Source organism: Hyphomonas sp. FCG-A18 (assembly GCF_045287255.1).
GTDB lineage: Bacteria > Pseudomonadota > Alphaproteobacteria > Caulobacterales > Hyphomonadaceae > Henriciella.
On the sequence record NZ_CP137142.1, the window covers coordinates 31,586 to 57,257 of the forward strand.

Annotated in this window: 25 protein-coding genes and 2 tRNA genes; 18 read left to right on the forward strand and 9 right to left on the reverse strand. The window is 54.7% G+C overall.

Features of this window, described 5'->3' with window-relative positions; translation table 11 throughout:
- Positions 1 to 5: 5 nt before the first annotated feature.
- Together hisF and hisH are read right to left on the reverse strand one after the other, a co-directional pair.
- Entirely contained in the window at positions 6 to 767 is a 762-nt protein-coding gene (hisF, locus tag RYZ27_RS00155) for an imidazole glycerol phosphate synthase subunit HisF (RefSeq protein ID WP_406680336.1), read from the reverse strand.
- Complete coding sequence (gene hisH, locus RYZ27_RS00160; protein ID WP_406680337.1) at positions 764 to 1,405, reverse strand: imidazole glycerol phosphate synthase subunit HisH; 642 nt, start codon at positions 1,403 to 1,405, stop codon at positions 764 to 766. The genes hisF and hisH overlap by 4 nt, the downstream gene beginning before the upstream one ends.
- 167 nt (positions 1,406 to 1,572) lie before the next feature.
- Between hisH and RYZ27_RS00165 the strand changes: the two genes are divergently transcribed.
- On the forward strand, positions 1,573 to 2,712 hold the full coding sequence (locus tag RYZ27_RS00165; RefSeq protein WP_406680338.1) for a zinc-binding dehydrogenase: 1,140 nt from the start codon (positions 1,573 to 1,575) through the stop codon (positions 2,710 to 2,712).
- A 3-nt stretch (positions 2,713 to 2,715) separates the two neighbouring features.
- On the opposite strand, the gene hisB is transcribed toward RYZ27_RS00165, so the two are convergent.
- Complete coding sequence (gene hisB, locus RYZ27_RS00170; protein ID WP_406680339.1) at positions 2,716 to 3,309, reverse strand: imidazoleglycerol-phosphate dehydratase HisB; 594 nt, start codon at positions 3,307 to 3,309, stop codon at positions 2,716 to 2,718.
- A gap of 115 nt (positions 3,310 to 3,424) precedes the next feature.
- On the opposite strand from hisB, the gene RYZ27_RS00175 reads away from it, so the two are divergent.
- From RYZ27_RS00175 to hslU, 4 genes are read left to right on the forward strand one after another with little or no spacing between them, the layout of a single operon-like run.
- Positions 3,425 to 5,398, forward strand: coding sequence for a putative bifunctional diguanylate cyclase/phosphodiesterase (locus tag RYZ27_RS00175; RefSeq protein WP_406680340.1), 1,974 nt, complete (start codon positions 3,425 to 3,427; stop codon positions 5,396 to 5,398).
- Between the two features lie 50 nt (positions 5,399 to 5,448).
- A complete protein-coding gene (gene hslV / locus RYZ27_RS00180; protein ID WP_406680341.1) occupies positions 5,449 to 6,006 on the forward strand; it encodes an ATP-dependent protease subunit HslV in 558 nt (185 codons plus the stop codon).
- A complete protein-coding gene (locus tag RYZ27_RS00185; protein ID WP_406680342.1) occupies positions 5,999 to 7,123 on the forward strand; it encodes a hypothetical protein in 1,125 nt (374 codons plus the stop codon). Before hslV ends, RYZ27_RS00185 begins: the two co-directional genes overlap by 8 nt.
- Positions 7,124 to 7,143: 20 nt before the next feature.
- Positions 7,144 to 8,448: an ATP-dependent protease ATPase subunit HslU gene (hslU, locus tag RYZ27_RS00190; protein ID WP_406680343.1), complete on the forward strand. Its 1,305-nt coding sequence runs from the start codon at positions 7,144 to 7,146 to the stop codon at positions 8,446 to 8,448.
- 7 nt (positions 8,449 to 8,455) lie between these two features.
- Here the strand turns inward: hslU and RYZ27_RS00195 are convergent.
- From RYZ27_RS00195 to RYZ27_RS00210, 4 genes are all read right to left on the reverse strand, one after another.
- Positions 8,456 to 8,529, reverse strand: a tRNA-Gly gene (locus RYZ27_RS00195).
- A gap of 45 nt (positions 8,530 to 8,574) precedes the next feature.
- A complete protein-coding gene (locus RYZ27_RS00200; RefSeq protein ID WP_406680344.1) occupies positions 8,575 to 8,790 on the reverse strand; it encodes a helix-turn-helix transcriptional regulator in 216 nt (71 codons plus the stop codon).
- On the reverse strand, positions 8,787 to 9,194 hold the full coding sequence (locus RYZ27_RS00205; RefSeq protein WP_406680345.1) for a hypothetical protein: 408 nt from the start codon (positions 9,192 to 9,194) through the stop codon (positions 8,787 to 8,789). The genes RYZ27_RS00200 and RYZ27_RS00205 overlap by 4 nt, the downstream gene beginning before the upstream one ends.
- A gap of 77 nt (positions 9,195 to 9,271) precedes the next feature.
- Positions 9,272 to 10,294, reverse strand: coding sequence for a 2'-deoxycytidine 5'-triphosphate deaminase (locus tag RYZ27_RS00210; protein WP_406680346.1), 1,023 nt, complete (start codon positions 10,292 to 10,294; stop codon positions 9,272 to 9,274).
- Positions 10,295 to 10,328: 34 nt separating this feature from the next.
- On the opposite strand from RYZ27_RS00210, the gene metZ reads away from it, so the two are divergent.
- The gene (gene metZ / locus RYZ27_RS00215; protein ID WP_406681792.1) at positions 10,329 to 11,546 is read left to right on the forward strand and encodes an O-succinylhomoserine sulfhydrylase; all 1,218 of its coding nucleotides are present in this window, start codon (positions 10,329 to 10,331) and stop codon (positions 11,544 to 11,546) included.
- Between the two features lie 59 nt (positions 11,547 to 11,605).
- On the opposite strand, the gene RYZ27_RS00220 is transcribed toward metZ, so the two are convergent.
- Both RYZ27_RS00220 and RYZ27_RS00225 read right to left on the reverse strand, forming a co-directional pair.
- Positions 11,606 to 11,690 (reverse strand) — tRNA-Leu (locus tag RYZ27_RS00220).
- Positions 11,691 to 11,769: 79 nt separating this feature from the next.
- Complete coding sequence (locus RYZ27_RS00225) at positions 11,770 to 12,207, reverse strand: MarR family winged helix-turn-helix transcriptional regulator (protein ID WP_406680347.1); 438 nt, start codon at positions 12,205 to 12,207, stop codon at positions 11,770 to 11,772.
- Positions 12,208 to 12,281: 74 nt separating this feature from the next.
- On the opposite strand from RYZ27_RS00225, the gene RYZ27_RS00230 reads away from it, so the two are divergent.
- The 12 genes from RYZ27_RS00230 (at position 12,282) to RYZ27_RS00285 (ending at position 25,642) form a co-directional block, all read left to right on the forward strand.
- Complete coding sequence (locus RYZ27_RS00230) at positions 12,282 to 13,094, forward strand: amidohydrolase family protein (RefSeq protein WP_406680348.1); 813 nt, start codon at positions 12,282 to 12,284, stop codon at positions 13,092 to 13,094.
- Positions 13,095 to 13,192: 98 nt separating this feature from the next.
- Positions 13,193 to 13,765 (forward strand): heme NO-binding domain-containing protein, encoded by a 573-nt coding sequence (locus RYZ27_RS00235; RefSeq protein ID WP_406680349.1) that lies wholly within the window; start codon positions 13,193 to 13,195, stop codon positions 13,763 to 13,765.
- Positions 13,740 to 15,416, forward strand: a complete 1,677-nt coding sequence (locus RYZ27_RS00240; protein ID WP_406680350.1) for an ATP-binding protein — start codon at positions 13,740 to 13,742, stop codon at positions 15,414 to 15,416. The genes RYZ27_RS00235 and RYZ27_RS00240 overlap by 26 nt, the downstream gene beginning before the upstream one ends.
- 187 nt (positions 15,417 to 15,603) lie before the next feature.
- Positions 15,604 to 16,095 (forward strand): DUF4402 domain-containing protein, encoded by a 492-nt coding sequence (locus RYZ27_RS00245; RefSeq protein WP_406680351.1) that lies wholly within the window; start codon positions 15,604 to 15,606, stop codon positions 16,093 to 16,095.
- Between the two features lie 90 nt (positions 16,096 to 16,185).
- Positions 16,186 to 16,737 (forward strand): DUF4402 domain-containing protein, encoded by a 552-nt coding sequence (locus RYZ27_RS00250; protein WP_406680352.1) that lies wholly within the window; start codon positions 16,186 to 16,188, stop codon positions 16,735 to 16,737.
- Between the two features lie 26 nt (positions 16,738 to 16,763).
- The gene (locus RYZ27_RS00255) at positions 16,764 to 17,588 is read left to right on the forward strand and encodes a hypothetical protein (RefSeq protein ID WP_406680353.1); all 825 of its coding nucleotides are present in this window, start codon (positions 16,764 to 16,766) and stop codon (positions 17,586 to 17,588) included.
- A 46-nt stretch (positions 17,589 to 17,634) separates the two neighbouring features.
- On the forward strand, positions 17,635 to 20,289 hold the full coding sequence (locus RYZ27_RS00260) for a hypothetical protein (protein ID WP_406680354.1): 2,655 nt from the start codon (positions 17,635 to 17,637) through the stop codon (positions 20,287 to 20,289).
- Between the two features lie 89 nt (positions 20,290 to 20,378).
- Positions 20,379 to 20,996, forward strand: a complete 618-nt coding sequence (locus tag RYZ27_RS00265; RefSeq protein WP_406680355.1) for a response regulator — start codon at positions 20,379 to 20,381, stop codon at positions 20,994 to 20,996.
- 194 nt (positions 20,997 to 21,190) lie between these two features.
- Positions 21,191 to 21,886: a DUF1826 domain-containing protein gene (locus RYZ27_RS00270; RefSeq protein WP_406680356.1), complete on the forward strand. Its 696-nt coding sequence runs from the start codon at positions 21,191 to 21,193 to the stop codon at positions 21,884 to 21,886.
- Entirely contained in the window at positions 21,879 to 22,910 is a 1,032-nt protein-coding gene (locus tag RYZ27_RS00275) for a CobW family GTP-binding protein (RefSeq protein WP_406680357.1), read from the forward strand. The genes RYZ27_RS00270 and RYZ27_RS00275 overlap by 8 nt, the downstream gene beginning before the upstream one ends.
- Positions 22,903 to 23,673: a DUF3299 domain-containing protein gene (locus RYZ27_RS00280; RefSeq protein WP_406680358.1), complete on the forward strand. Its 771-nt coding sequence runs from the start codon at positions 22,903 to 22,905 to the stop codon at positions 23,671 to 23,673. The genes RYZ27_RS00275 and RYZ27_RS00280 overlap by 8 nt, the downstream gene beginning before the upstream one ends.
- A gap of 52 nt (positions 23,674 to 23,725) precedes the next feature.
- A complete protein-coding gene (locus RYZ27_RS00285; protein ID WP_406680359.1) occupies positions 23,726 to 25,642 on the forward strand; it encodes a PhoX family protein in 1,917 nt (638 codons plus the stop codon).
- The last annotated feature ends 30 nt before the right edge of the window (positions 25,643 to 25,672 follow it).

The following is a 25,672-nucleotide window of genomic DNA, read 5'->3' on the forward strand; positions in this document are numbered from 1 at the left end:
TCCCTTCAGAATGGGCGGACAGGCGCGCCAGCGTGCGTCAGTGCTGTCCGCGCTTCCTCTAGCGTGACTTCGCCAAAATGGAAAATCGATGCGGCCAGAACCGCGCTTGCGCCACCTTCCAGAATGGCCGGTGCGAGGTCATCAGCCTTGCCGGCACCGCCACTGGCAATCACGGGGATATTCACTGCTGAGGTAATTGCCTTGGTCAGGGGCAGGTCATAACCAGCCTTGGTGCCATCACGGTCCATGCTGGTCAGCAGGATTTCACCAGCGCCCTTGCTCTGCGCGAGTTTGGCAAACGCAACGGCATCAATCCCGGTCCCTTTACGCCCGCCATGGGTGAAGATTTCCCAATGATCGCCTGTGCGGCGCGCATCAATCGCGACCACCACGCACTGGCGCCCGGCGCGTGCGGCGCAGTCTGAGATGACATCTGGATTGGCCACCGCAGCCGAGTTGATCGCGACTTTATCGGCCCCAGCGCGCAAGAGGCGGACCATGTTGTCGGCGCTGCGCACCCCGCCACCCACGGTAAGCGGCATGAAGCACTGCTCAGCCGTGGCGCTGACAATATCGAGCAATGTCCCGCGATCTTCATGGCTGGCGGTGATGTCGAGGAAGCAAAGCTCGTCAGCGCCCTGCGCGTCATAGGCTTTGGCCAAGGCAACAGGGTCACCCGCATCGCGCAGGTCAACGAAATTGACGCCTTTGACGGTGCGGCCATCTTTGACATCGAGGCAGGGGATGATGCGCGTTTTCAGGGTCATGGTTGCCACAAGACAAAGTTGGAAAGGATTTTAAGCCCGGTTTTCTGGCTCTTCTCGGGGTGGAACTGCGTTGCAAACAGATTGTCCCGCGCCACGGCGGCAACGAGTGGCGTTCCGTAATGAGTGCGGGCAGCGATGTGAGCCTCATCAATCTGCGTATAAGCATAGGAATGGGTGAAATAGACGTGCGGCTCAGCGCCGAGACCTGCCAGAACAGGGTGATCCTGTGTCAGGGTTAGCTCATTCCACCCCATATGGGGGACACGATAATCAGCGCCTGGCTTGATCAGGTCGACCGTTCCGGGGATCCAGTTCAGACCTGGTGTTTCGCCATCCTCCAGACCCCGTGTTGCGAGCAATTGTTGGCCAACGCAAATCCCGAAGAAAGGGACGCCGCGCTTCAGGATCGCCTCCTCCAGCGCTTCGATCAGGCCATCATGCTTGCGCAGATTAGCGGCGCAATCGGCAAAGTGACCAACACCGGGCAGGACAATCCGATCGGCATACGCAATCGTATCCGGATCGCGTGTGATCTGAATTTCACGTGTTTTCTTCGCCTCATTAGCTGCAACACGAAGCGCGCGGGCGGCACTGTGCAAATTGCCTGAGTCATAGTCGATGAGGGCGATGGTCTTCATGCTGGGCTGCTTAGCGGAGGCAGGGGGAGAGGGGAAGCGTCATAAGTGGCTATGAGCTGAACGGTCTGAAGTTTTTTAAAAAGTTTTGCTGATTTGGGCTTGGCTTTCCGCGACGTGGCCCTCCCAAGTAGAGATTAATGATTTTTCCCAAACCAATGAGGTCCGATATGTCTCTTCCATCCAAATATTTACAAATGCTCTCGACTGTGACCTCCGATGGCGAGTTGTGCATGGAGCTTGTCGAAAAGGATATGCCAGAGCCTAAGCCGGGACAGATCATTGTTCGGGTCGAAGCGACCCCGATCAACCCCTCGGATCATGGCGTGATGTTCGGCTGGTCGAATATGGCCGCAGCGTCCAGTTCCGGTTCCGGCGCGGATACTGTCCTGACTGCCCCTGTTCCAGAACAGGGTATGCGGGTCATGAAGGCGCGGATCGATCAGGCTCTGCCGGTCGGGAATGAGGGCGCTGGGACCGTGGTTGCAGCGGGTGAGGGTGATTACGCTCAAAGCCTGCTGGGTAAGGTCGTCGCGGTGATGGGGGGCGGCATGTACGGTCAGTATCGCGCTGTCGATGCGATGATGGCTCTGCCCCTGCACGAGGGGCATACAGCCAAAGACGGAGCGTCTTGTTTTGTGAATCCGCTGACCGCGCTCTGTTTCCTTGAGACGATGCGCGGCGAGGGTCACACCGCAATTGTCCATACGGCTGCGGCCTCAAACCTTGGCCAGATGCTGGTGCGGATTTGTCAGGCAGACGGTGTTGATCTGGTTAACATCGTTCGCAAGCAGGAGCAGGAAGACTTGCTGCGCGGTATGGGCGCGAAATATGTCGTGAATAGCAGCAAGGACAGCTTTATGGCTGACTTGACTGATGCCATTCATGAGACGGGTGCAACACTTGGCTTTGACGCAACAGGGGGCGGAAAGCTCGCTTCAGATATCCTGAGCGCTATGGAAGCAGCTGCGGCGCGGACCCCGGGGGCTTACAGCATCTATGGCTCAGTCGCACACAAGCAGGTCTATCTCTATGGCGGCCTCGATACCTCCCCGACAACCCTCACGCGTGGCTATGGTATGGCTTGGGGTGTGGGTGGTTGGCTGTTGCCAAACTTCCTCGCCAAAGCGGGGCAGGATGTTGCGGTTCGCCTGCGCACCCGCGTTGCCAATGAGCTGAAAACCACATTTGCCAGCCATTACACAGACGAGATTTCGCTCAGCGAAGCACTGCAGGCAGATGTGGTTGCGAAGTACAATGCCAAGACGACAGGCCAGAAGTTCCTGATCTGCCCGCAGAAAGATCTCTAGGACCTAGAGGCTGCCTTTTGTGCTCGCCGGGGCTCCGCCAAGACGGGGTTCCGGCGTCACCGCCATTTTCAGCGCGCGGGCCGTGGCTTTGAAACAGGCCTCAGCGATGTGGTGACAATTCTCACCATACAGCTTTTCAACATGCAGGCACATGCCGCCATTGCCCGCGAGTGCAAAAAAGAACTCACGGAAAAGCTCGGTATCCATTTCGCCAATCTTGTCGCGGCTGAAATCGACATTGAAAATACAATAGGGGCGCTTGCACAGATCGACTGCGGCGCGTGCCAGGGTTTCGTCCATTGGCAAATAGGCGTGCCCATAGCGGGTGATGCCTGCGAAATCGCCCAGGGCTTCTTTGATTGCTTGACCGATGACAATCCCGGTATCCTCGACCGTATGGTGACCATCAATGTGCAAATCACCCTTGGTGCGGACAGTCAGATCGATAAAACTGTGGCGCCCCAGAGCGTCCAGCATATGGTCGAAAAACCCGATGCCGGTCTCGATGTCGGTCTGGCCAGTTCCATCCAGATTCACGGTTACCGTGATATCTGTTTCCTTGGTTTTGCGGGAAATTGTGGCAATGCGGTCGGTCATGGTGGCTCAATCAACTGTTATTCCTGACAGGTAGGGCGTCTGTGTTCAGAAATCACTAAAGATTTTATTTTAGTCCAGAAATGGGTGGGTGTGTGCTGATTTATAAAGGCTGAGTTTGAGTATTCTGAGTACCATACAAAGGCGGTTATCCCGTGCGAGCTTCGTAGACGTTCTACCCGTCTCGGCCTTTGTGCTTAGCTTCATTCTGGCCTCGATCTTTACCGTCTTCTATCAGGTTGAATGGCGCCGTGATTATAATCGGCAGGCCAATGTGCATGCCAATCACGTCATTGAGCTTGTCACCCCGGCCTTGCTGCGTGGGGATTATGAAGAAGTTCAACTTGAGCTCGATATTCTTGCGCCGCGTGGCGGCACGATTACGACGCGTAGCGGTCAGACTATTACCGCAGCGAATACTGCCGAGCTGCAAGAGTTCGGGCGTCGATATAAAATCAGAGATGAGAAAGTCCCCGTCGCGGATATGGTTCTTGTGCCGATCGCGCCGTTTCGGCCGCCTTTGCCCTACGGTTTGGCTTTCGCCTTGATCCTTGGGTGTGCAACGATTGCCACGCTGATGATCCGTATCTTGACGAAAGTAGCGGCCAAGCACCTGCAAATCGTCCAGAGATACGTGGATAGTTATGATGAAGAGCGGCTGCAGCTTGTCGATATTCCGCCGGTTTCCTTCAAGGAGTTTCGAGGTTTGAACGCTGTTGCGCTGATGACAACGCGGCGGCTGAAGAATGAAATTAAGCGCTATCGCAATCTTGCCCGGCGCGATGAACGTACGGGTCTGCCAAATCGTTATGACTTTGATCAGCACTTGCAGGCGGCTTTGGATCTGGCCACTGAAGAGACCCCCTATGCTGTTCTGATGCTGCGGATCGATAATTGGCCATCACAGCGTAATCGGTTCAATTATGGCGATGCCGAAACGGCTATTCGGATCATTGGCGAAAAGGTTAAGGCGGCTGTTTCCGATCCGGACGTCATGGCCAACGGGCTGCATATGGAGGCCTTTGCCCGAACCGGGGAGCAGACCTTCACCATCCTTGTTTCAGGTTTAACCTCGCGCGATGATCTGTCGGTTCTTGTCCGTGCTTTGCGTGCTGATCTGTCAAAGGTATTAGAGATTGGCGATGTTTCCCTGACGCCTGAGATCGCAGGTTCAATTGCGTTGATCCCGCACGATGGCGATACGGTGCAACGTGTCTTCCATGCTTTGCAGATCACATTGCAGAGCCTGACCACGGACGGCAAGTCCGGCTATATGTTCTATTCGCCCAAGCTTGATCGGCAGAATGATGCCAGGCGCAAGCTGGAGATTGAACTGCGTGAGGCGCTTGAAGCAAATGCCTTTATTCCCGTCTATCAACCCAAGATCAATCTGCGCACTGGACGGATTCACGGGGTTGAGGCGCTCGCCCGATGGAAGCTTGCCTCTGGCCGCTTGGCTTCCCCGAATGTCTTCATTGGTCTGGCGGAAGATTTGGGTCTGATTGATGAGATTGGCGAACAAATCATGCGCAAGGCCACCAAGGATGCTGCCGATTGGATGAATCAGGGGCAGTCGGTCAATCTGGCCGTTAATGTTTCTCCGATCCAGTTCAATGACGAAAGGCTGACGCAGATGATCCTGTCAGCCATTGCTGATAGTGGGTTACCACCGCGCCTTCTGGAACTGGAAATTACAGAAAGCGTTGCGGTGACCCAGCCGGAAAAAGTACGGTCTATTCTGGCCCCGCTCCGCAAGCTTGGGGTCAAGCTTGCTGTTGACGATTTTGGGACCGGTCATTCTAACCTGGCAATCCTGACCCAGTTTCAGTTCGATACGTTCAAGATTGACCGCCAATTTGTCGGCGGTACCCCGCATGACCCACAAGCCAATGCGATTGTGGAGATGATGCTGGGCATGGCCAAGACACTGAAGATGGAGATTGTCGGCGAGGGTGTCGAAACCGCCCAGCAGGCGCAATATCTGGCAAAGCGTGGCTGTCATATCGGGCAGGGTTACTATTTCAGTAAGCCTGTCCCCGTTGAGGAACTGGCGTCTATGTTGGGCTTGGGGAAGGTGCGAAAAGCAGGCTAGCACAAGATTGCCCTTGCAATTTCAGCCTATATCCTTCATATCGATAATCGATGAGAAACGATATTGATAACGCTCCCGGCTGGCATGGCACAACCATTCTGGCCGTTCGCACAGATACTCAGATTGCAATGCTGTCGGATGGTCAGGTTTCAATGGGCCAGACGGTTATGAAGGGCAATGCGCGCAAGGTTCGCCGGATTGGTGGCGGCGATATTCTTGCCGGCTTTGCTGGAGCGACGGCTGATGCCTTTACGCTGTTTGAGCGCTTGGAACAAAAACTGGAGCGATTCCCAAATCAGCTTCAGCGCGCGGCCATTGAGCTGGCCAAGGAATGGCGCACAGAGAAGTATCTGCAGAAACTTGAAGCTTTGCTGATCGTTGCGGACAAGGAAACAACCCTGGTGATCACGGGCTCAGGCGATGTGCTGGAGCCGGAATATCCGGTTGTGGCGGTCGGTTCAGGCGGAAACTACGCGCTGTCGGCGGCGCGGGCGCTGATTGATTATGAAAAAGACGCCGAAACACTCGGCCGCAAGGCGATGCAAATCGCAGCCGATATTTGTGTCTATACCAATGCCCATTTCACTGTGGAGGTGATGGATGTTTGATCGCGCTGACCTTCGAGCCGCTGTCGGGGCAAACGTCTTGAGCGCAGACCAGGCCTCACGCTTGGAGGCTTTCCTGATTTCCCGCCATGATGACGCCGAAGGTCAGGCCATCGGCCAGGAAAACTTGCGTTTTCTGGCCAATTTCAACGACATTTTCATTACGATTGGCCTGGTCATCCTGTTCATTGGGATCACCACTATGGTCGGTATGATTGCCGCACCAAGTCTGGCCGCAGGCAGTCTGATGGCAGGGGTCATGAGTGCGTTGGTTATAGGCAGCGTGGCTTGGGGGCTTCTGGAATACTTCTGTGGCCGCAGACGTCTGCTTTTACCGAGTATGGCGCTGACACTGGCCTTTGCCGGCTTTATTTCTCTCGGCCTGACGGCATTCTATGCCACAACAAAGAATATTGAATTCTCCGACAGTTTTAATCCGGCCAGTCTGCCGTCTCTTGGTGGAGAGTTGGGGATTGTTGCCTGCCTTTCTGCCTTTGCCGCGGCGGGACTTGTTTTCTTCCGGTTTCGGTTGCCGTTTTCGCTCGCAGTCATGGCAGTTTCTATCGCTGGCGCGGTCTATACATTCCTCGGCTTTTTTGGGGATACGGGTTTAATCCTTGGCGGTACGGCTTTCTTCTCTATGGGCTTGCTGACGCTCGCGGCCGCGATCTGGTTTGACATGCAGGACCCAGAGCGGATTCGAAAGCCATCCGACAATGCGTTCTGGTTGCACCTGGCAGCGGCCCCGCAGGTTATCTGGGGGATTAGTACGATCGTGACGGGATCAAACATTCTGTCCGGGTCAACGACATCAGGTACAGATAATGCAACGCAAGGGATTACGCTCCTGATCGTGCTCTTATTGATCGGGATCGTTTCTCTTGCGCTAAACCGCCGAGCTTTGATTGCGGCCAGCTTGATAACGTTTATTGCGATGCTCAGCTTTGTGCTGGATCGCGCCGGGCTTGAGACCTCAAATATCTTCATCACCGTGACGATTTTGATTGGAACAGGCGTTGTCCTGCTTGGAGCCGGATGGAAGACGGCGCGCAGAGCAGTGCTTGTATTCTTCCCGAAAGGCGGCACATGGAACAAATTGTTCCCGGCTGAGCCCGCCTGACTTCGACGAAGGTTTTTTGCATGACGACCCTGACCCCTGCCGAGATCGTCTCGGAACTTGATCGCCATATTGTCGGCCAAAAGGATGCCAAGCGCGCGGTTGCGCTGGCTCTGCGCAATCGCTGGCGCCGCAAACAGGCTCCGGAAGGTCTACGTGAGGAGATCACGCCGAAAAATATCCTGATGATTGGACCAACCGGGGTTGGTAAAACCGAAGTCTCCCGGCGCCTGGCAAAACTGGCGAGCGCGCCCTTCCTGAAAGTTGAAGCCACCAAGTTCACTGAGGTCGGCTATGTCGGCCGGGATGTTGAGCAGATTGTTCGGGATCTGGTGGAAGCGGCAATCGGGATGATCCGCGACACCAAGCGCAAGACCGTTGAAGATCAGGCTCAGGACGCGGCCGAGAAGCGCCTGCTTGATGCGTTAGTAGGTGAAGATGCCCAATCCTCCACTCGCGAAGTGTTCCGGCGCAAACTGCGCGAAGGCGACCTCGACGATAAGGAAGTTGATATTGACCTTGCCGATACAGGCAATGCCATGCCGATGATGGATCTTCCCGGTGGTGGCGGCTCGATGGGCATGATCAACCTGTCGGATATGCTGGGCAAGGCGATGGGTGGGCGGACCAAGCGGGTGCGCACAACCGTTCGCGATGCCTACCAGCCGCTAATCGATGAAGAGGCTGACAAGCTGATCGATGACGATGCCATTGCCCGTGAAGCCATCCGCGCTGTCGAAGAGGACGGTATCGTCTTTCTGGATGAGATTGATAAGGTCGCTGGAAGTGCAGGCCGCTCAGGTGCCGATGTCAGCCGCGAAGGCGTGCAGCGTGATCTTCTGCCGCTGATCGAGGGGACAACCGTTTCCACCAAGCGTGGCCCGGTGAAAACTGACCATATCCTGTTCATTGCCTCAGGCGCGTTTCACGTGGCCAAGCCGTCTGACCTTTTGCCTGAGTTGCAGGGGCGCTTGCCGATCCGGGTCGAGCTATCGGCGCTCAGCCGGGATGATATGCGTCGCATTCTGGTCGAGCCGGAGGCCAGCCTGATCCGCCAGCATGAGGCGCTGATGGAAGCCGAAGGTGTCACGCTCACCTTTGAGGAAGAGGCGATTGATGCGCTGGCTGACCTTGCCGTGAAAGTGAATGATACGGTTGAGAATATTGGCGCACGGCGCTTGCAGACCGTTCTGGAACGCCTGCTGGATGAGATCAGTTTTACCGCCCCGGATCGTAAAGGCGAGACCGTGACGATCACGGCCGACTATGTGCGCGCGCAATTGTCCGATCTGGTCGGCAATGCGGACCTGTCAAAATTCATCCTGTAAGCATAACTGGAGCGGGTGAAGAGAATCGAACTCTCGTCGTCAGCTTGGGAAGCTGCTGCTCTACCATTGAGCTACACCCGCGATTGATCAGGGGATAGCGGCTCCTGAGAGAGCCGCCAAGTGGGATTATTCTGCAGCTTCTGCTGTCGGTGTGTCATCCTCGAAGATATCCTCAATTGCGCATCCAAACAGGCGCGCCAGCGCGAAAGCGAGAGGTAGAGAGGGGTCATACTTCCCGGTCTCAATCGCATTAACCGATTGACGAGAGACGCCCAGATGGTCGGCCAGTGTTGCCTGACTCCAGCCATGCTCGGCACGGAGAACTTTGAGACGATTCTTCATAGACAATCCTGTCCGCCTAGGACGCGGTAGATCAGCCCGTAGGCCAGAAAGAATACCGGGACAAACCAGAAGACTTCAATGGGACCGATGGCTTTGAACATCTGCAAAGCTCCGAACAGGGCGACTGCGCCAACGGTTAAAACCGTTGCATAGGCAAAGCTGCGGAAGTGAAGCAGGCGGGTGTATTCATCCGCTTCTTCAAAAAACCGCACCATGACAAACAGCACACCGACCATGGGAAGACCCATGCCAATGCCAAGCGCTGCTTTAAGCCAGAGCGTGTCGTTTCCGGAAAACCCCATATAGGCGCTGCCGCTTATAACTACGGTCATGTACAGCCCCATTAGGGGCCAGAAGACGGTGTGATAACGCCGCTTCGCATCTTTATAGGTACGTTGAGTCATAGCCTTCTCCATGTCAATGTTACTCGTCATTTAGACAAGTGAGGTTGACATGTCAAGCAAGCTTTACAGATTGTTTTCTAGGGAGCGGCGAAATGCTTGCTCAGCTTTAGGCCCTGGCCCTGATAGTTACTCATCTTGCCCCCATAGAGCGCTTTGGGTTTTGAACTCATCGGCTCGTAAACGAGTTTGGCGACGGGCTGCCCATGTTCGAGGATGAAGGGCACATCACGTGAGCGAACCTCAAGAACCGCGCGGCTGCCGCCTTTATTGGTCCCGAACCCGGGATCGAAGAACCCGGCATAATGCGCGCGGAACTCGCCAAGCTCTGGGGCAATTGGGGCCATTTCTGCGGCTTTGGTGGAGGCAACCTTTACCGCCTCCCGACTGGCGAGAATATAAAACTCTTCCGGGTCAAGGACGAGCCGCCCGGCGCGGGCATAGAGTGGCTCCCAGAAGGCCGTAACATCATGTTTGCCGATCCCGCGCAGATCAATCAGGCCGCCATGGCGCTTGGCGCGCCATCCCACGGGTTGGCCTTCAGGCTGCTCCAGATCAATCGAAACGGTCTTCTCGCTGGTCTCTTCTGACTTCCCTCGGCGCAGACGCAATTGAGCGAGGCGATCGCCGGGCCGGACAAGGATCGGGAAGGTCCGTGGGCTGATTTCCAGCCAAAGCGGACCAGAATAGCCCGTAGGCACCTCATCAAAGGCTTTGGATTTATTGGTCACCACGCGTGTGAACACATCAATCCGCCCAGTTGAGCTTTTCGGGTTGGTGCGCCCGGAAATGCCTGCAGGCAAGCGCAGGCTTTCCTGTAGCGGTACGAGATAGACGCATCCGGTTTCAAGCACCGCGCCTTGCGGGGTCAGTTCGATCCGATGGAGCTCAATCCCAGGCTCCTGCAAGACATCGGCAACACTGCGCCCTTGTCCGGGCAGGAAGCTGGCGCGGATGCGATAGGCATCAAAGGCGAGGCGCAAATCCAGGCTGGCGGGTTGAATTTGATCGCTGTCGAGCGGGTTATCGCTGCGGATCGCACCCGTTTCAAAAAGCCCTGTCAGTTCTGTATCGGACAGAACGCCTTTATTTCCATCAACCATCACTTGATTCCTGTTTGTAGAGAGGCTTATGACCATGCGCTGGAATTGCAAGGATAAGCCGATGACAAAGCGCACTGAAAATGACTGGACCCTGCCCACCAAGCTGGTGCGTGGCGGGACCATGCGCTCTGAGCATGGTGAAACGTCCGAAGCGATCTTTCTGACCTCTGGCTATGCCTATGACAGCGCTGAGCAGGCGGCTGCGCGGATGAGCGGTGATGAAGAGGGTTATGTCTATTCACGCTATGCCAACCCGACGGTTCGGATGCTGGAAGAGCGCCTGGCGCTTCTGGAAGGGGCCGAGACCTGCCGGATTGCAGCGAGTGGGATGGGGGCGATTTCAACGGCCTTGATCGCGCCGTGTAGCGCCGGCGACCGCGTCGTGGCGGCGAAAGCCCTGTTCGGCTCATGCCGGCATATCTGCTCAACCATCCTGCCGCGCTATGGTGTAGAAACAGAATTTGTCGATGGCAATGATATGGCCGCCTGGGAGAAGGCTTTGTCGCGCCCGGCTCGTCTGGTCCTCATTGAAAGTCCGTCTAATCCTCTGCTTGAGGCGGTCGACATCGCTGCCGTGGCTGAGCTGGCGCATAAGGCTGGCGCGCTTTTGGTGGTCGACAATGTGTTCGCGACGCCTGTTCTGCAGAAGCCGCTGGAGCTTGGCGCTGATATTGCCGTCTATTCTGCAACTAAGCACATGGACGGACAGGGCCGGGTTCTCGCCGGCGCGATTTTGGGGCGGAGCGAATTTATTGAAGAATTCATCGACCCATGGCTGCGCCATACTGGCCCTGCGGCTTCGCCATTTAATGCCTGGGTCGTTCTGAAAGGGCTCGAAACGCTGGACTTGCGGGTTCGCGCCGCGAGTGCGACCGCGGCAAGTCTGGCCGATGCTTTGGTTGAGCACCCAAGTGTTGCCAGAGTGCACTATCCTGGGCGCAGCGATCACCCCCACCATGCGATCCACCAGAAGCAGATGGAGGGTGGGGGCACCTTGATTGCCTTCTCGATCAAAGGTGCGCGCGCGGAAGCTTTTCGTGTTCTCAATGCGCTGAAGCTGGTCGATATCTCCAACAATCTCGGTGATACCAAGTCTCTGGCCTGCCACCCCTGTTCGACAACGCATCGGGCACTGTCCGAGGAAGAGCAGGCGGAAATGGGGCTGGATGAAAGCTGGATCCGTTTGTCGGTTGGCTTGGAAGGCGTTGATGACCTCAAACGAGACCTGATGCAGGCGCTGGACGCGATCTGAGATTAAGGGATAGCTCCCTGTCGGGAGCATCCAAATCTTGTTTTATAACTAGATTTGAATGGTGCGGATGGAGGGACTTGAACCCCCACGCCTCGCGGCGCCAGAACCTAAATCTGGTGCGTCTACCAATTTCGCCACATCCGCAGTGGGTCGCTATCTAGAGCTTTTTCTTTCCGATGGCGAGAGGATTCATCAGCAATTCTGAGAGAATTTTGCTGTTGCCTCAGGGCTTTGATTTGTTGAGTTGATCAATAATCTGCGTGAGCCCTCTGGCGAGGGTATCCATGTCTTTGTTTGGAAAGGCTTGATCCAGTTCGGCATTGATAGCCTGGAAGGGCTCCCGGATGGCTTCCAGCGCATCATGGCCAGTCTCTGTCATGGCCAAGAGCCATGCGCGCCCATCGGTGGGGGAGCGCGCCCGCGTGACATAGCCCGCTTTCAACAAGCGATCGGCCATTGTGGTGATGGCGCTCTCTCGTTGCTGCAACTTGTCGGCAAGGAAACGCTGGGTGGAGGGGCCTTCGCTGCGTAGGATTGCGAGCACAGCCGCCTGTGATGTGGTCATGCCGCCAGCCTCCGATAGCGCAGCATCAGCCTCTTTCTTCAGGACATGCGCGGCCCGCTGAAGCAGGAAATAAAGGCGATGTTTTGAGGCTGACATGAAAACTCCGGTCGATTGACACTCCTGCTCGAAGCATATACTACACATATGTAGTTATTGCTCAAGGAGCTGTTATGGGTGCGATAGACGTCTGGTCCCAGATCACAACTGAAAGAATGGCGAATGCGCCATGGCTTGCGACTTTGCTGCGGTGGACAAACCGGACAGACAAGCCCCTTATTCCCAGTGTTGAGATGACTCTGGAGGCGATGGATGCCGCGGATGTCGACATCAGCCTTCTGGCGGCATGGCATGGGCCGCAGGGCTCCTATATCAGTAATGCAGAGGTCGACGCGCAGATTGATGCCGCTCCGGATCGCTTTCGCGGACTGGCGACCGTGGACCTGACCAATCCGATGCAAGCGGTGCGCGATATTCGCAAATGGGTCGATGGGGAGAAGTTTGTTGGTGTACGGATTGTCCCCTGGCTTTGGGACCTGCCACCGAATGATCGGCGTTACTATCCGGTCTACGCGGCTTGCATTGAGGCGGGCGTCCCGTTCTGTACACAGATCGGCCATACAGGGCCGCTGTTACGGTCAGAGACAGGGCGGCTGATCCCTTATCTGGAAGACGTCCTGCTAGACTTCCCTGAACTGGTCGTTGTTGGTGGCCATGTTGGCTTTCCATGGATTGATGAACTGATCTCGCTGACCATCAAATTCCCCAACTTTTATGTCGATACCTCAGCCTATGCGGTCCACCGACTGCCTGCGAGCTTTGTAGAGTATATGAAAGGGGTTGGAGCTGGTCGTGTCATGTTTGGCACCAACTGGCCCATGCTCTCGCCGCAGCGATGCCTGGAGCAGCTTGATAAGCTCGGCTTAAGCGATGCCCAAAAGGATGCCTTCCTGTTCGGCAATGCGCGCCGGGTCTTCAATCTGTAGAACGGGCCCACCCTATACTTTTGGTCAGGGTCCTGCCCCTTATGGTCAGCTAGCGCTTCAGGTGTGACTATGGCACATCGGAAAAAAAGGAGTTGTCCGTGAAAGGTGCTGTATTCAAAGCGTTTGAGGCCTTTGTTGAAGAACGCTGGTCCGAAGACCTGATCGACAGCACACTCAATCTTGAGGGGCTATCGACAGGTGGGGCTTATACGTCTGTCGGAGATTATCCACATTCAGACATGCTGACCATGGCCGTCCACGTTGCAAAAGAAACAGGGACGCCCGTGAACATTCTCGTACGTGAGTTCGGCGAATACCTGTTCCACGTTTTGGCCTCAGCACATGCGGAAATGGTCGCCAGTTTTTCATCCTGTATCGATATGCTGTCAGGGATTGAGTCGGTTATCCACCGCGATGTCAGGAAGCTTTATTCCAATACCGAGCTTCCCCAGTTTGATGTTGAGGACCGCGATGGCGATCGGTCGGTGAAGCTGATCTATCGATCATCCCGTCCGTTTGCTGATCTTGCTGAAGGGTTAATTCTCGGCGCATTTGACCATTATGGTGTTAAGGCAAATTCAGCCCTTCACCGCTATGATCATGCCTCGGATGGCACACATGCCGCGTTTATGGTCACGGTCAATCATGGCGACAAGCAAGCCTCAGCATAGTGATGAGCTCGCTCGGCTAGAGCGAAAACTCAATCGTGAACGGCGGGCACGAGAAGAAGCCGAGCGCCTTCTGGAAGAGAAATCATCCCAGCTCTTTGATGCAAATCAGCGGCTCGAAGCTGAAGCCAAGCGCGCGCGATCACTCGTTACGGCAATTCAAAGTGCATCGGACGGCATTGCGCTAACCGATGCAGACGGCCTGTTCGTCTTCATGAACAAGGCGCATGCCGCGATGTTTGGCTATGAGGTTGACGAGCTGATCGGGCAATCCTGGTCAATTCTTTACAGCGCCAAAGAGCTGAAGCGCTTTGACAAACAGATCATGCCGGACTTTGGCCGCTATGGTTTCTGGAGTGGTGAGACAACAGGACAGGCAAAAACCGGGGATTATGTGCTTCAGGATATCGCCCTGACGGCGTTGCCCGATGGTGGATTAATCTGTGCCACACGTGATATTACCAAGCGACGCGCCAATCTGATCCGGGCCAGGGAGCTTGAGCAGAGATTACAGAAAGCGGAACAGGAAGCGGCCTTGTTCACGGTCGGCAATGCTGTTGCACATGACTTTAACAATCTGATTGGCGCGATTTCCGGCTATGCTGTATTGATCCAGCGCAATCTTGATGAAGCCTCTGAACCCTTCAAATATGCCGAGCGGATCAGTCAGGCGGCGGATCAGGCCGCAGGGGTTATCCGATCACTTGAACTCGAGCGCATCAATGACACCAATACGCTCGATGAAGTTGACCTGGCGAGCCTTGTGCGAACCGGCGTCTCAATAGCACAAGCCATCCGCCCGCCCGGAATTACAATGGATGTTGACATCCCTACGTCGGCGAGGGTGCAGGCCAATGAGGTCACCCTGTCTCGATGCTTGCTGAACATCAGCAAGAATGCATTTGAAGCTATGGGGGAGGAGGGTGAACTCCTAATCCGGGTCACGGACTCGCCAACGGACCCATTCGATGAGCAGACCGCTTATGTCAGTCTTGGTGAGCCGAGTGCAAACTATGAGTGGATTATCGAAATCTGCGACACGGGAACAGGTATTCGACAAGAGAAACTGGATAAGATTTTCGAGCCTTTCTTTACAACGAAATCAACCCTTAAGGGGTCGGGCCTTGGGCTGCTCTCTCTAACGGCTTTGGTTGAGTCGGGTACGGCCTTCATCGAGGTCATGAGCCGCCTGGACTATGGCACGCAATTCCGGTTGAGCTTCAAAGCCGAAGGTGTTGAGAAGAATGCAACGCCCAACTCAGAGCCAGACATGATGCCCGCTTCAAGCCATGATGGTCAGAACCCGCATGTTCTCGTAGTTGAAGATGAGGCGATGATGGGTGAGGTGATTGCCTCGACCTTGAAGAATCTCGGATACTCATGTGAATTGCGGCATGATCCACGCAAGGCGCTGGCCTTGCTCGAGGATGACGCCTATCGCGTGGACCTTGTGCTCACGGACTTGACCATGCCGCATATCCGCGGGGATGATTTCTCCGATAGGGTTAAGACATTGCGCGCGGATTTACCTGTCATAATCTATTCGGGCCAAGCCGGTTATATAAAGCCCGACCCAAAATATGCCGCCATTCTTAGAAAACCCATTGCCGCGCATGATCTCGATGATGCGATCCAATCGGCCTTGCGTGGTTAACGGCTAGGCCTTTTAGGCCGCCTTTCTCTCCAAAAGATACTGAACCTGACCTTTCGATAGGTGAAAATACCTAAACGATAGGCGCAGCACACCGTTTGGTCAGCAGATAAGCGTGCCGGACGCTGGCATTCTCCAATGCATCGGAACGACAATCCCGTCGCAGCCGAATGCAAAATGGAGAGTTCTTATGAACCGCATGAAATATATCGCCATGGCTGCTGCGGCAGTTGCCCTTTCAACCCCAGCTTTTGCGGCTGAAGTCGATGCAGACGCTGGTGCAAAGATCATCGCACCCCTGCAAATCAGCAACTCTACAGCCCTGTACTTCGGTACGATTGCTCCAAGCCTGACAGCAGGTGACCAGGTTGTTGTTTCCCCAGCTGGAGCCAAAGCTTGTGGTGCTGAGTTGACCTGTCTCACAGACGATCACACAGCCGCTGAATTCAACGTTTCTGGTGAAGCTGATCATTCCTACACAATTCAGCTGCCGGACTCGATCCAGATCAGCAATGGTGCAGGCGCTGCGATGACAGTCGATTCTTTCACAGGATCCAAGTCAGGCGGAACATTGGTCGCGGGAACCGATACGTTCACCGTAGGCGGTACCCTGAGTGTCGCGGCCAATCAGGCATCGGGCGAGTACACAGGTACGTTCGTTGTCGAAGTTGAGTACCAGTAAGGCTCAACTTTTCCCGAAGGAACAGCACTGGAGGCTCTTTTGAGGTGCTGTTCCTTCCCCCCCTTTTTTCTTCAACCTGGAGGCGAAGCAATGACCTTACGTGTATGTTTTATTTCATCAGTCCTCGCTGCCGCTTTCAGCCAGGTTTCACCCATAGCATTTGCTCAAGATGGCGGCTCGGCCGACCCTGAGTTTGAAGGCAATGCCGGCGCGATTGTGATCAATGGATTGCGGGTTATCAAGCGCCAGGACCTCTACTTCGGAACCATTGCCCCAAGCCTGACAGAGTTTGGCACCGTCAAGACCAATCGCGGCAAGAATAATGATTCTGAATGCGGCCCTACCCTGACATGCTTTGAACCGGGGACCCGCGCGCGCTTCACCGTGATTGGCGAACCTAATCGGATCGTGTCCATCTCCGACCCCGGCTCTGTTCAGATTTCTGATAGCGCAGGCAACCAGATGACCGTTGATACCTTCTTCGGTGCAGGTAGCGGCAACAACAGCACCTGGCGCGGTTGGCAACGGCTGCGGACGAACGGGATTTCCCGCTTCAACGTTGGCGCCATCCTGCACGTCAAACCCAATCAGCCCCGTGGCGACTATGTCGGCACATTCACCCTGACATTTGAATATCAATAAGGAGATGGGCTCTGCCCAGAGACACCATGACAGAGATCATTAAGTTCATCACCATCACCGTTCTCGCCCTGTACGTGTTGCCTTTCGGCTCACTGGCGGAAGTTATGATCGCGCCAACACGGGTCGTCCTTGAAAAGGGTGAACGCTCGGCGGAACTGGTGATCGTCAACAAGGGGGTCGAAGAAGCGGCATACCGCATCAGCGTTGAGAACCGCCGTATGCTGGAAACAGGTGCGATGGAGTTGGCCGAAGAAACCCGTGAGAATGAGCAATTCGCCAAGGATTTTGTTCGCTATTCGCCACGCCGTATCATGCTTGATCCGGGAGCCCGCCAGACCATTCGTGTCTCTGCAAACACGTCTGGCCTAGAGGTCGGTGAGTATCGCTCACACTTGCGCGTCATGTCTGCGCCAACCAGTGCAGGCCGCACCTTGAGCAGCGCTGCAAACGCAGGCGGTGAGGACATTTCAATCGAGCTGATCGCGATACGCTCTCTGACCATTCCGATTATCGTACGCGTCGGCGAGCTTGATGCGACTGTGGAAATGGACAGCGCGACGATCAAGCCTAGTGATAACGAGGCCGAGAGCATTCTGGTCGCGCGTCTGAACCGCCAAGGCACAAAGTCGATATTTGGCGATATTCAGATCTTCGTCGAGGGACAGCGTGAGCCAGTTTACTTCGCTAGAGGCATCGCAGTTTACACGCCCAATACCCATCGCGATGTGATGTTGCCTCTGCCGGATGTTGTACGAGCAGAGCTCACCGGGAAGCCGATCCGGATAGCGTATGTTTCGTCTGATCCGAGCGCCCCGGAAACCTTCGCTGAGATGCGCACTGTCCTGAACTAAGCCGTCTCACACCCGTCCACCCACCCCAGAAGGAAGGATGACCGCCATGCTGCGTACCCTGCTTGCATCCTTTTTTCTGGTGCTGAGCACAGCCGGACTTGCTCAGTCACAAAGCCCTGACCCTTTCGCGATCCTGTTTGGAGAGGATGAGGAAACAATCGATAGCGGCACCGATAAAGCTCCTGGGCGCGACGATATTGAGCTGGTTGAGGTTCGTTTAGCGGATTTTGAGCTTATCAAGACCCAGACAGCCTTCAAAACCGAGACAGGTCTGTGTTTACCTGTCTCCGCTCTGTTTGAAGCTTTGGAGGTGCCCGGTGAACTATCGGGAGACACTTTCCAAGGCTGGTTTATTCGCCCAGACCGCGCCTTGTTCGTGGATTTCAACCAAAGAGTAGCGCAGTTCGGGACCCATACCGCCAATATTCAGCCGACTCTGACAGATGATGGTTGGTGCTTGTCACTCGCTGATCTTTCCAATCTCCTGCCGATCGACTTTGAATATCGTTTAGGTGTCCTTTCCGTGGTTCTCACACCTCGAGAAGTCTTGCCGATTGAAGCGCGACTGGAGCGTGATGCTTTGAGAAAGCAAATTTCTACCACGCAGACGACGCAGCCAGATTATCCTGTAATTGATATGCCTTATGAGTGGTTGAGCTTTCCAACCGCGGACATCGGGCTGGACCTGCAATTGGCCCCTGAGGGCGGTGTTGAAACCACTGGGTCCATAGAGCTTGCAGGTGATGTCCTGAAAATGACGGGCCGCTTGCAATATAGCGGTGATGGGCGTCCACGCCTGACCCTTGGGCGGATGTTTTCAAAAGCGGATCAGCTTGGTCCTCTAAAAGCGCGCAGCTTTGAGATTGGGGATGTTGTGGCGGCGAGGCTGCCCTTGCTTAGTGAATCGGGTCTTGCCCAGGGCATAACTGTTTCAAACCAGCCAACAGTTTCCGCCAGTGTTTTCGATGTCACAGACATTCGTGGCCCACTGCCAAACGGCTGGGAAGCTGAGCTTTATGATGGCGAACAGTTGATGAGTTTTGTGACTGAAGCTGACGAGAATGGCGACTATGTCTTTTCCGATGTTATCCTTCGCCCAGGATACAACCGTCTGACAGTAAAGCTGTTTGGCCCATATGGTGAGCGCGAAGATCGGGTTGTCAAAATCATGGTCGGTTCAGAGCTCTGCCCAGAAAATGAGCTTCAATACAGTTTCGGTTTTGTGTCTGCGGAAGGTGTTGTCGAAGATGGAGCGTCTGCCTCGGCGGTTCCTTCCGCCTATGCTTCAGTGCGGTATGGTTTGTCTAATCAGGCGAGCGTACAAATTGATGGCATCATATCGGCCGAGGACGGGGTAACAGGTGTGGGTGCTAGTCTGTCAGGGTCAGTGCTCGATACATATGGTGTGTTGCGCGTTGCCAGTGATGGTGCAGGACGCCCAGCGCTTAGCGCGGCGCTTCAGAAGCGTCTGAATGACCGGGGTGGGCAGCTCAAGTTCAATCTTAGCGATTTTGGCGGCATGGAAACGCCAGTTACCGGATTTGGGGACCAGCGAATGGTCCGCTCGGCCTTGCTAACATATGACACATCGCTTGACCTTGGTATCGGACGTGGCTTGAGCGCTCTGCGGACCCGCATAGAGTGGGCGCAATTTCAGGATCAACGGAAAGAGTTTCATGCGAGTGCGCGTTTGGCGGGGGCCTATGGTGCAACACGCTGGAGCCATGCGCTGCGGTATAGTCGTCGCGCTTCTGGCGCAGGTGGTGCTGATACAGACATATTGGGCGATGTACTACTTAGTCGATCTTTTAAGGGCCTGCGGGTTCGCGGGGCGATGACATACTCCTTGCAGGATGGTCTGGATGTTAAGACACTTGCACTGGCTGCGCAGAAACGGTTCGGCCGCAAGGGTTTCGGACAAGTTGCCGTCAGTCGTGACATGGAATCCTCGGCCTATAGTTTGAATGCCAGCTATTCAAAAGCGTTTGATCGCTTTGTCCTATCGGCAAACGCCGGAACGGATCAGGATGGCGCGGTGACAGCAGGTTTGCGCTTATCCTTCTCTTTGTTCAATGATCCATCGCGTGGTCGTTACGCTATGGCCGCTCCCGGCCTAAGCCGGAGCGGGGCAGTGAGAGCTTTTGTCTATGATGATCTGGATGATGATGGTCGTTTTGACGAAGGCGATATTGCCATGCCGGGTGCTGGCTTCATTGTTGATCAGTCCTTGCGGGCAGAGCAGACAGATGAAAATGGTGGAGCAGTTCTGGGTGATTTGCAGCCAGGCTACCAAGTCAATATTGAGCTCAAACAGTCCACTTTGGATGATCCTTATCTGAAGCCTACGCAAGCTGGTTTTAGCGTCACTCCGCGTCCAGGACGTATCGTCGATGTTGCTTTCCCACTCACTGCGACTGGTGATGTTGATGGCACCGTTAAGCTTCAGAATGGTGCCCATGAAACCCCTGTTTCTGGTGTCCTGATCGAGGCTGTTGATGAGGCAGGTCAGGTTCTTGCAACAGCGACCTCAGAATATGATGGGTATTTCTATATTGATGATATCCCGGCGCGACCTGTTACGCTGAGGGTTGCCGAAATGGAGCTGGAGGCCATCGAAGCACAGGCAAACCCTGTTCAGGTCAGCCTCTCGCGCGATGCCCCATCAGTCATGGGGGTGGCTCTGCTCATCACTGACAAATGATCAAGCGTTCCAAAATTCAACTTTACCGTTCAAGAAAGGCTTCACCATCTTCTGATAGACACAATCAGCTAATACCGGAATATGACCGAATGAAAGTACTCCTTGCCGATGACCATGATCTGGTTCGGGATGCCATTGGCGCTTTGTTGCGCATGGACGAGCCTGATCTCGAGCTGACAGCCGTCAAGGATTTGCCAGAGGCGCTTGCTGCTGCCCGTGGGGTCAGCGATTTCGATGCTGTTATCCTCGACCTGCGGATGCCGGGTATGAATGGGTTGGTCGGTGTCCAGAAGATGCTACAGGCCGTTGGGGATAGCCCGATCATGATTATGTCCGGCAATGCCAGCAAGGCTGATGTGCAGGCGGCATTGAAGATTGGCGTCAAAGGTTTTGTGCCCAAAACGCTCACGGGGAAGTCCCTGATCAATGCGCTTCGTTTGGTGGCTTGCGGTGAAACCTATGTTCCTGCGGCCTATCTTGGCAGCGCGCCTGTTGGCCCGTCAGATGCTAATCATGTTGCTTTGACAGATCGCGAAACAGAAGTGCTTGGACAATTGCGGCAGGGCAATTCGAACAAGGAAATTGCTCTGGCGCTCGATATTGCCGAGACGACAGTGAAGCTTCACTTGCGCTCGATCAGTGACAAGCTGAATGCTCGAAATCGAACGGATATCGTCGTCCGTGCGATTGAGGTTGGTTTGGCTTAAGCTGCAAACTGATTCCCCTTTTACAACCTGTGTGTTGGCTGGCTTAGAGTTTCTATGCTTGAAGTGCGTTTAGCAAGCATAGGTAGCTTGTGATCAAGTTAGAAAAGATACTGTATAACATAACAATTTTTGTCGACATTTTGGCCTTCTGAGGGCAAAGCAATGGAACCTTACGAATAAGTGGATTTCCGAGCGTGACCTTGAAAACAAACCCGACAAACCAAGAAGCTCTGCCAAGGCCAGAAAGTACTTTGCCGCTTCAGTATATCGCGCAGTTGGACCAGCTCGAAGCGCTCTTTGATCCTTTGACCGAAGCTGTCGTCTGGAGCCGAAAACTGCCGCACGGCATTCAAAACTGGCTTGCTGCTTTCCACACGTCTGCGTTTCCCGAAGGATCATTTGTGCTGAAGTCGGTAGATGCGGCCGCTTTTATCATGGACACATTTGAGGCGACCGGCGTCAGTAGATCGCCCATGCTGTCATGGTTTAGCCAGGATGTCGCGCACCTGACCCACTGTGTTACCGACATTATGGAAACACCGTATGTGCGTCTTCGCCTGGAAGCTGTCTCTGACGATGCGTGTCGTCGCTTTCATATCGATAATGTTAAAGCGCGTTTGATCTGCACATATCGGGGACCGGGAACGCAGATCATCACAACCAGCGACAAGCCTGAGGATATTGAAACGATCCCCACAGGTATGCCCGTTCTTTTAAAAGGCAAACTCTGGCCAGAGGCATGTGATTTGTCGCTGAAACATCGTTCGCCGCCCATTGCCGGTACAGGTGTTTGTCGGCTCGTGCTTGTGCTGGAAGGGGTTCACCACGAGGATATTCATCCTATCTATGATCAACTCTACTCAAGTCAGCGAGGGGTTCGCCATGGCTGATACACATGTGTCAGAACGCATTCCGATTACCCTTCTGACAGGGTTTCTCGGAACCGGTAAAACCACTCTGTTGAAGCGTTACCTGACCAGCCAGCCGCCCGGCAGTATTGCGGTCGTCGTCAATGAATATGGATCGACCCAGGTTGATGGTGAGCTGGTCTCTTTTGCTGGGGATATTGCGGCGCTAGAAACAACCAATGGGTGCCTGTGTTGCACAATCAGTGGTGATGTACGTGATGTTCTTTTGGAATTTGCCGGGGATATCGCCGCTGGCAAACTCAAGCGCTTCCATCAGCTGATCATCGAAACAACGGGTCTGGCGGACCCAATGTCACTGGTTCATGCCCTGACAACCAATGCTGACCTGAATGCATTTTACCGATTTGACCAAACCGTCACGCTGGTCGATGCGATCAAGGGCGAACACTGGTTCGAAAGGTTTCCGGAATGCCGTAAGCAAATTCTGCTTGCGGATAGGGTTCTGATTTCAAAAACAGATCTGATTGAAGACCCAATCTCCAAACGTGAACTTGAGCAATTCACAATGCAGCTGACAGCCTTCAATCCGGTGGCTACGCTTGCAATCTCTGATCAAGCAACAGCGATAACGGTATTGAAGCCCACACAAGAAGCCCTTCAGGCCGAGCCGGGGGCGCAAAATAGCTTAGGGTCCAACCATACCGAAGATCACGTACACCACCATCATGGTCATGGGGTAAACAGCTTCTGCTTGAGCTATGACAGACCGCTGGATAGAGCGTCACTTCAAGCGGCGCTTGTCGCGCTGGGAGAGCGTTACGGAGCCGAGCTTTTACGTGTGAAAGGCCTTGTCCGGGTTGATCGTGAAGGTGACATAGACACCCTTCTGGTTCAGGGCGTAGGCGGCATTTTCCAATTTACTGAGATCGACGCACAAAGCTCAATTGCGGCTTCACAACTCGTCTTCATTACGAATGCGCTGTCTGAACCCGAAGCCTATGCACATTTGGAGTCTGCCATGGGAGAGACCATTGCTTTTGTCTAAGATAAATGCGCTGACGGCGACGGTCCTGACTGCATCCATCTTGGCCTTTGCAGCTTGCGCCCCGACCGAAGTGAACCAACCCGCCTCTGAGGCGCAGGATCAGACACCACCCCCGATCCCGGAAGGCAAAGAAACTGTTGCGTTTGAGCGCGCGCCTCCAGCAGAGACTCCATCTGAAGAACCCGTCGTAGAGCCTGATACAGAGGACACTCCCTCACCGACCCCTCCGGCCTCACCATACTGGGGCATCGAGCCCGGCGAACCGCTCCCGATTATGTGGGATGACTTGATGCCAGAAGGTTCCGAAGAAGAAATGTTGCGCCAGCAGGAAGAATTCTATCGAATGCTGGAACAACGCTATATGGCCAATAGCTCCCGTCTGGCGGATGCCGCGCCACTTGAAGGTATCGAGGAAGGTTCCGAACTCGACTATATGCCGCAATTTGGTACGTTCGACACGGTTGAAGAACTTGATGGCCAACTTGTTCGAATTCCTGGCTATGTTGTCCCTTTCGACTTCAATTTGAAACGCCGTCATGAATCCTTTTTGTTCGTGCCCTATATGGGTGCCTGTATTCACACCCCGCCACCTCCACCCAATCAAATCATCTATGTTCGCGCCGATCCGACGGTTCGGGTCAACGATATTTGGGTGCCATACTGGATTGAAGGAGACTTACGCAGTGAGGAGGTTCTCAACGATACAGGCGATGCGGCTTACTCGCTTGCCTTGTCAAAGATAGAGCCCTACCCAATGCCATAAAACTGTAGCCAGAATAGCATAGGCTACAGGTAAAGCTCTCAGGAATGAAATTATGGATCAGTCCGAAAACACCACCACCAATCCATGCATCCAACGCGGCGCGAAAACAATTACGGAAATCGTTGACGCACGGCTCAGCCGTCGCGGCTTCTTAGGGGGGCTCGCAGCCACGACAGGTGTTGCTTTGTCAGGGTGTGCAACCAGTGCCTCTCTTGTCGAAGCGAAAATGAGTACGTCGGCATTTGCGTTCGAAGAGATCACACGCGGGATGGATGAAACACATCATATTCCGAAAGACTATACAGCAGACCTCCTGATCCGCTGGGGCGACCCACTGTTTAATGACAGCCCGGCCTTTGATCCGCTTGCCCAGAGTGAAGACAAGCAGCTTAAGCAGTTTGGTTATAATAATGACTATATCGGTTTTGTCGCTTTGGGGGATGATGCGAATGGACAAGCCCGGGGCTTGCTCTGCGTCAATCATGAATATGTGACATCAAAACTGATGCTCCCGGGGGTTGCAGCAGATTACCCTGCTTCGATGACACGCGAGCATTGTCTGACCGAGATGGCTGCCCATGGCGGTACCGTTGTTGAGATCGTCGAAACAAGTGATGGCTGGAAGCCCGTGGTCGGAAGTCGCTATAACCGTCGCATCACAGCGCATCGCACACCAATGGAGGTTACAGGTCCAGCCGCAGGGTCTGCCCGCCTGATAACCCGCGCTGATCCAAGTGGTCGGCGTGTTGCGGGCACAATGAATAACTGCGCTGGCGGGATTACGCCTTGGGGCACATGGTTGATGGCCGAAGAGAACTTCAACGGCAATTTCCTTGGCGAGCTGCCTGAAGACCACCCTGAAGCGGTCAACCATGAACGTTATGGCGTACCGGGTGGCTGGTATCAGTGGGGGCGCCATTTTGACCGCTATAATGTCGCTCAGGAACCGAATGAACCAAACCGCTTCGGTTGGGTTGTTGAGGTTGACCCTATGGACCCCAAATCGACACCGAAGAAGCGCACAGCGCTTGGGCGCTTCAAACATGAAGGTGCTGAAAGCGTTGTCGCCCCTGATGGTCGTGTCGTGTTCTATATGGGCGATGATCAGCGCTTTGATTATGTCTATAAGTTCGTCACGGCTGATCGGTTCGAGCCAGATAATCCAGCATCAAATGCAGACCTGTTGGATCGCGGCACGCTGTATGTCGCGCGCTTCGATGAAGATGGAACTGTCGCCTGGATGCTGTTGCAGCACGGTGAAGGCCCACTGACAGCGGAAAACGGCTTTGCCTCACAGGCCGATGTTCTGATCGAGACGCGCCGCGCGGCTGACCTGCTTGGTGCAACGCCAATGGACCGCCCGGAAGATGTGGAGCCCGATCCAGCGACAGGAAAAGTTTGGGTCATGCTGACCAATAATCACCGCAGGCGCGAAGATCAGATCGATGCTGCGAACCCGCGGGCTGAGAACCTGTTTGGCCATATCATCGAGATTTCTGAGCCAGAAGGGGACTTCACCGCAACCTCTTCCCGCTGGGAAATCCTCGTGCGTTGCGGTGATCCGAGCGTCGCCGAAGTCGGCGCGGTGTGGAACCCGTTGACCAGTGACCAGGGTTGGTTTGGTAGCCCGGATAATTGCGCGGTCGATCCAAGTGGTCGGCTCTGGGTTGCAACGGACGGCAATGAGAGAACCGGAGCCTCTGATGGCATCTGGGCCATTGAGACCGGCGGTGATCGGCGCGGCACCAGCAAGGCCTTCTTCCGGGCTCCAGTTGGTGCAGAGGTTTGTGGGCCGAAGTTTACAGACGATGGCCGCACCCTGTTTGTTGCGGTTCAGCATCCCGGCGATGGGGATGGAGCCACCTTCGAAGCACCAACAACACGTTGGCCAGACTTCAAAGACGGCACACCACCTCGCCCCACCGTGCTGGCAATACGACGCAAGGATGGTGCCGCAATTGGGTCTTAAAGGCAAAAGAGCGTTCTTCGCGCTTTGATC

What these genes read in the sequence shown, in the direction of transcription:
- RYZ27_RS00245 (WP_406680351.1), top strand. Translation starts at nt 15,604, where the DNA reads ATGAACCGCATGAAATATATCGCCATGGCTGCTGCGGCAGTTGCCCTT.
- RYZ27_RS00265 (WP_406680355.1), top strand. Translation starts at nt 20,379, where the DNA reads ATGAAAGTACTCCTTGCCGATGACCATGATCTGGTTCGGGATGCCATT.
- RYZ27_RS00165 (WP_406680338.1), top strand. Translation starts at nt 1,573, where the DNA reads ATGTCTCTTCCATCCAAATATTTACAAATGCTCTCGACTGTGACCTCC.
- metZ (WP_406681792.1), top strand. Translation starts at nt 10,329, where the DNA reads ATGCGCTGGAATTGCAAGGATAAGCCGATGACAAAGCGCACTGAAAAT.
- RYZ27_RS00210 (WP_406680346.1), bottom strand. Translation starts at nt 10,294, where the DNA reads ATGGTTGATGGAAATAAAGGCGTTCTGTCCGATACAGAACTGACAGGG.
- RYZ27_RS00285 (WP_406680359.1), top strand. Translation starts at nt 23,726, where the DNA reads ATGGATCAGTCCGAAAACACCACCACCAATCCATGCATCCAACGCGGC.
- RYZ27_RS00230 (WP_406680348.1), top strand. Translation starts at nt 12,282, where the DNA reads ATGGGTGCGATAGACGTCTGGTCCCAGATCACAACTGAAAGAATGGCG.
- hisH (WP_406680337.1), bottom strand. Translation starts at nt 1,405, where the DNA reads ATGAAGACCATCGCCCTCATCGACTATGACTCAGGCAATTTGCACAGT.
- RYZ27_RS00260 (WP_406680354.1), top strand. Translation starts at nt 17,635, where the DNA reads ATGCTGCGTACCCTGCTTGCATCCTTTTTTCTGGTGCTGAGCACAGCC.
- RYZ27_RS00240 (WP_406680350.1), top strand. Translation starts at nt 13,740, where the DNA reads ATGGCGACAAGCAAGCCTCAGCATAGTGATGAGCTCGCTCGGCTAGAG.
- RYZ27_RS00185 (WP_406680342.1), top strand. Translation starts at nt 5,999, where the DNA reads ATGTTTGATCGCGCTGACCTTCGAGCCGCTGTCGGGGCAAACGTCTTG.
- RYZ27_RS00255 (WP_406680353.1), top strand. Translation starts at nt 16,764, where the DNA reads ATGACAGAGATCATTAAGTTCATCACCATCACCGTTCTCGCCCTGTAC.
- RYZ27_RS00275 (WP_406680357.1), top strand. Translation starts at nt 21,879, where the DNA reads ATGGCTGATACACATGTGTCAGAACGCATTCCGATTACCCTTCTGACA.
- hslU (WP_406680343.1), top strand. Translation starts at nt 7,144, where the DNA reads ATGACGACCCTGACCCCTGCCGAGATCGTCTCGGAACTTGATCGCCAT.
- hisF (WP_406680336.1), bottom strand. Translation starts at nt 767, where the DNA reads ATGACCCTGAAAACGCGCATCATCCCCTGCCTCGATGTCAAAGATGGC.
- RYZ27_RS00200 (WP_406680344.1), bottom strand. Translation starts at nt 8,790, where the DNA reads ATGAAGAATCGTCTCAAAGTTCTCCGTGCCGAGCATGGCTGGAGTCAG.
- RYZ27_RS00205 (WP_406680345.1), bottom strand. Translation starts at nt 9,194, where the DNA reads ATGACTCAACGTACCTATAAAGATGCGAAGCGGCGTTATCACACCGTC.
- hisB (WP_406680339.1), bottom strand. Translation starts at nt 3,309, where the DNA reads ATGACCGACCGCATTGCCACAATTTCCCGCAAAACCAAGGAAACAGAT.
- hslV (WP_406680341.1), top strand. Translation starts at nt 5,449, where the DNA reads ATGAGAAACGATATTGATAACGCTCCCGGCTGGCATGGCACAACCATT.
- RYZ27_RS00225 (WP_406680347.1), bottom strand. Translation starts at nt 12,207, where the DNA reads ATGTCAGCCTCAAAACATCGCCTTTATTTCCTGCTTCAGCGGGCCGCG.
- RYZ27_RS00250 (WP_406680352.1), top strand. Translation starts at nt 16,186, where the DNA reads ATGACCTTACGTGTATGTTTTATTTCATCAGTCCTCGCTGCCGCTTTC.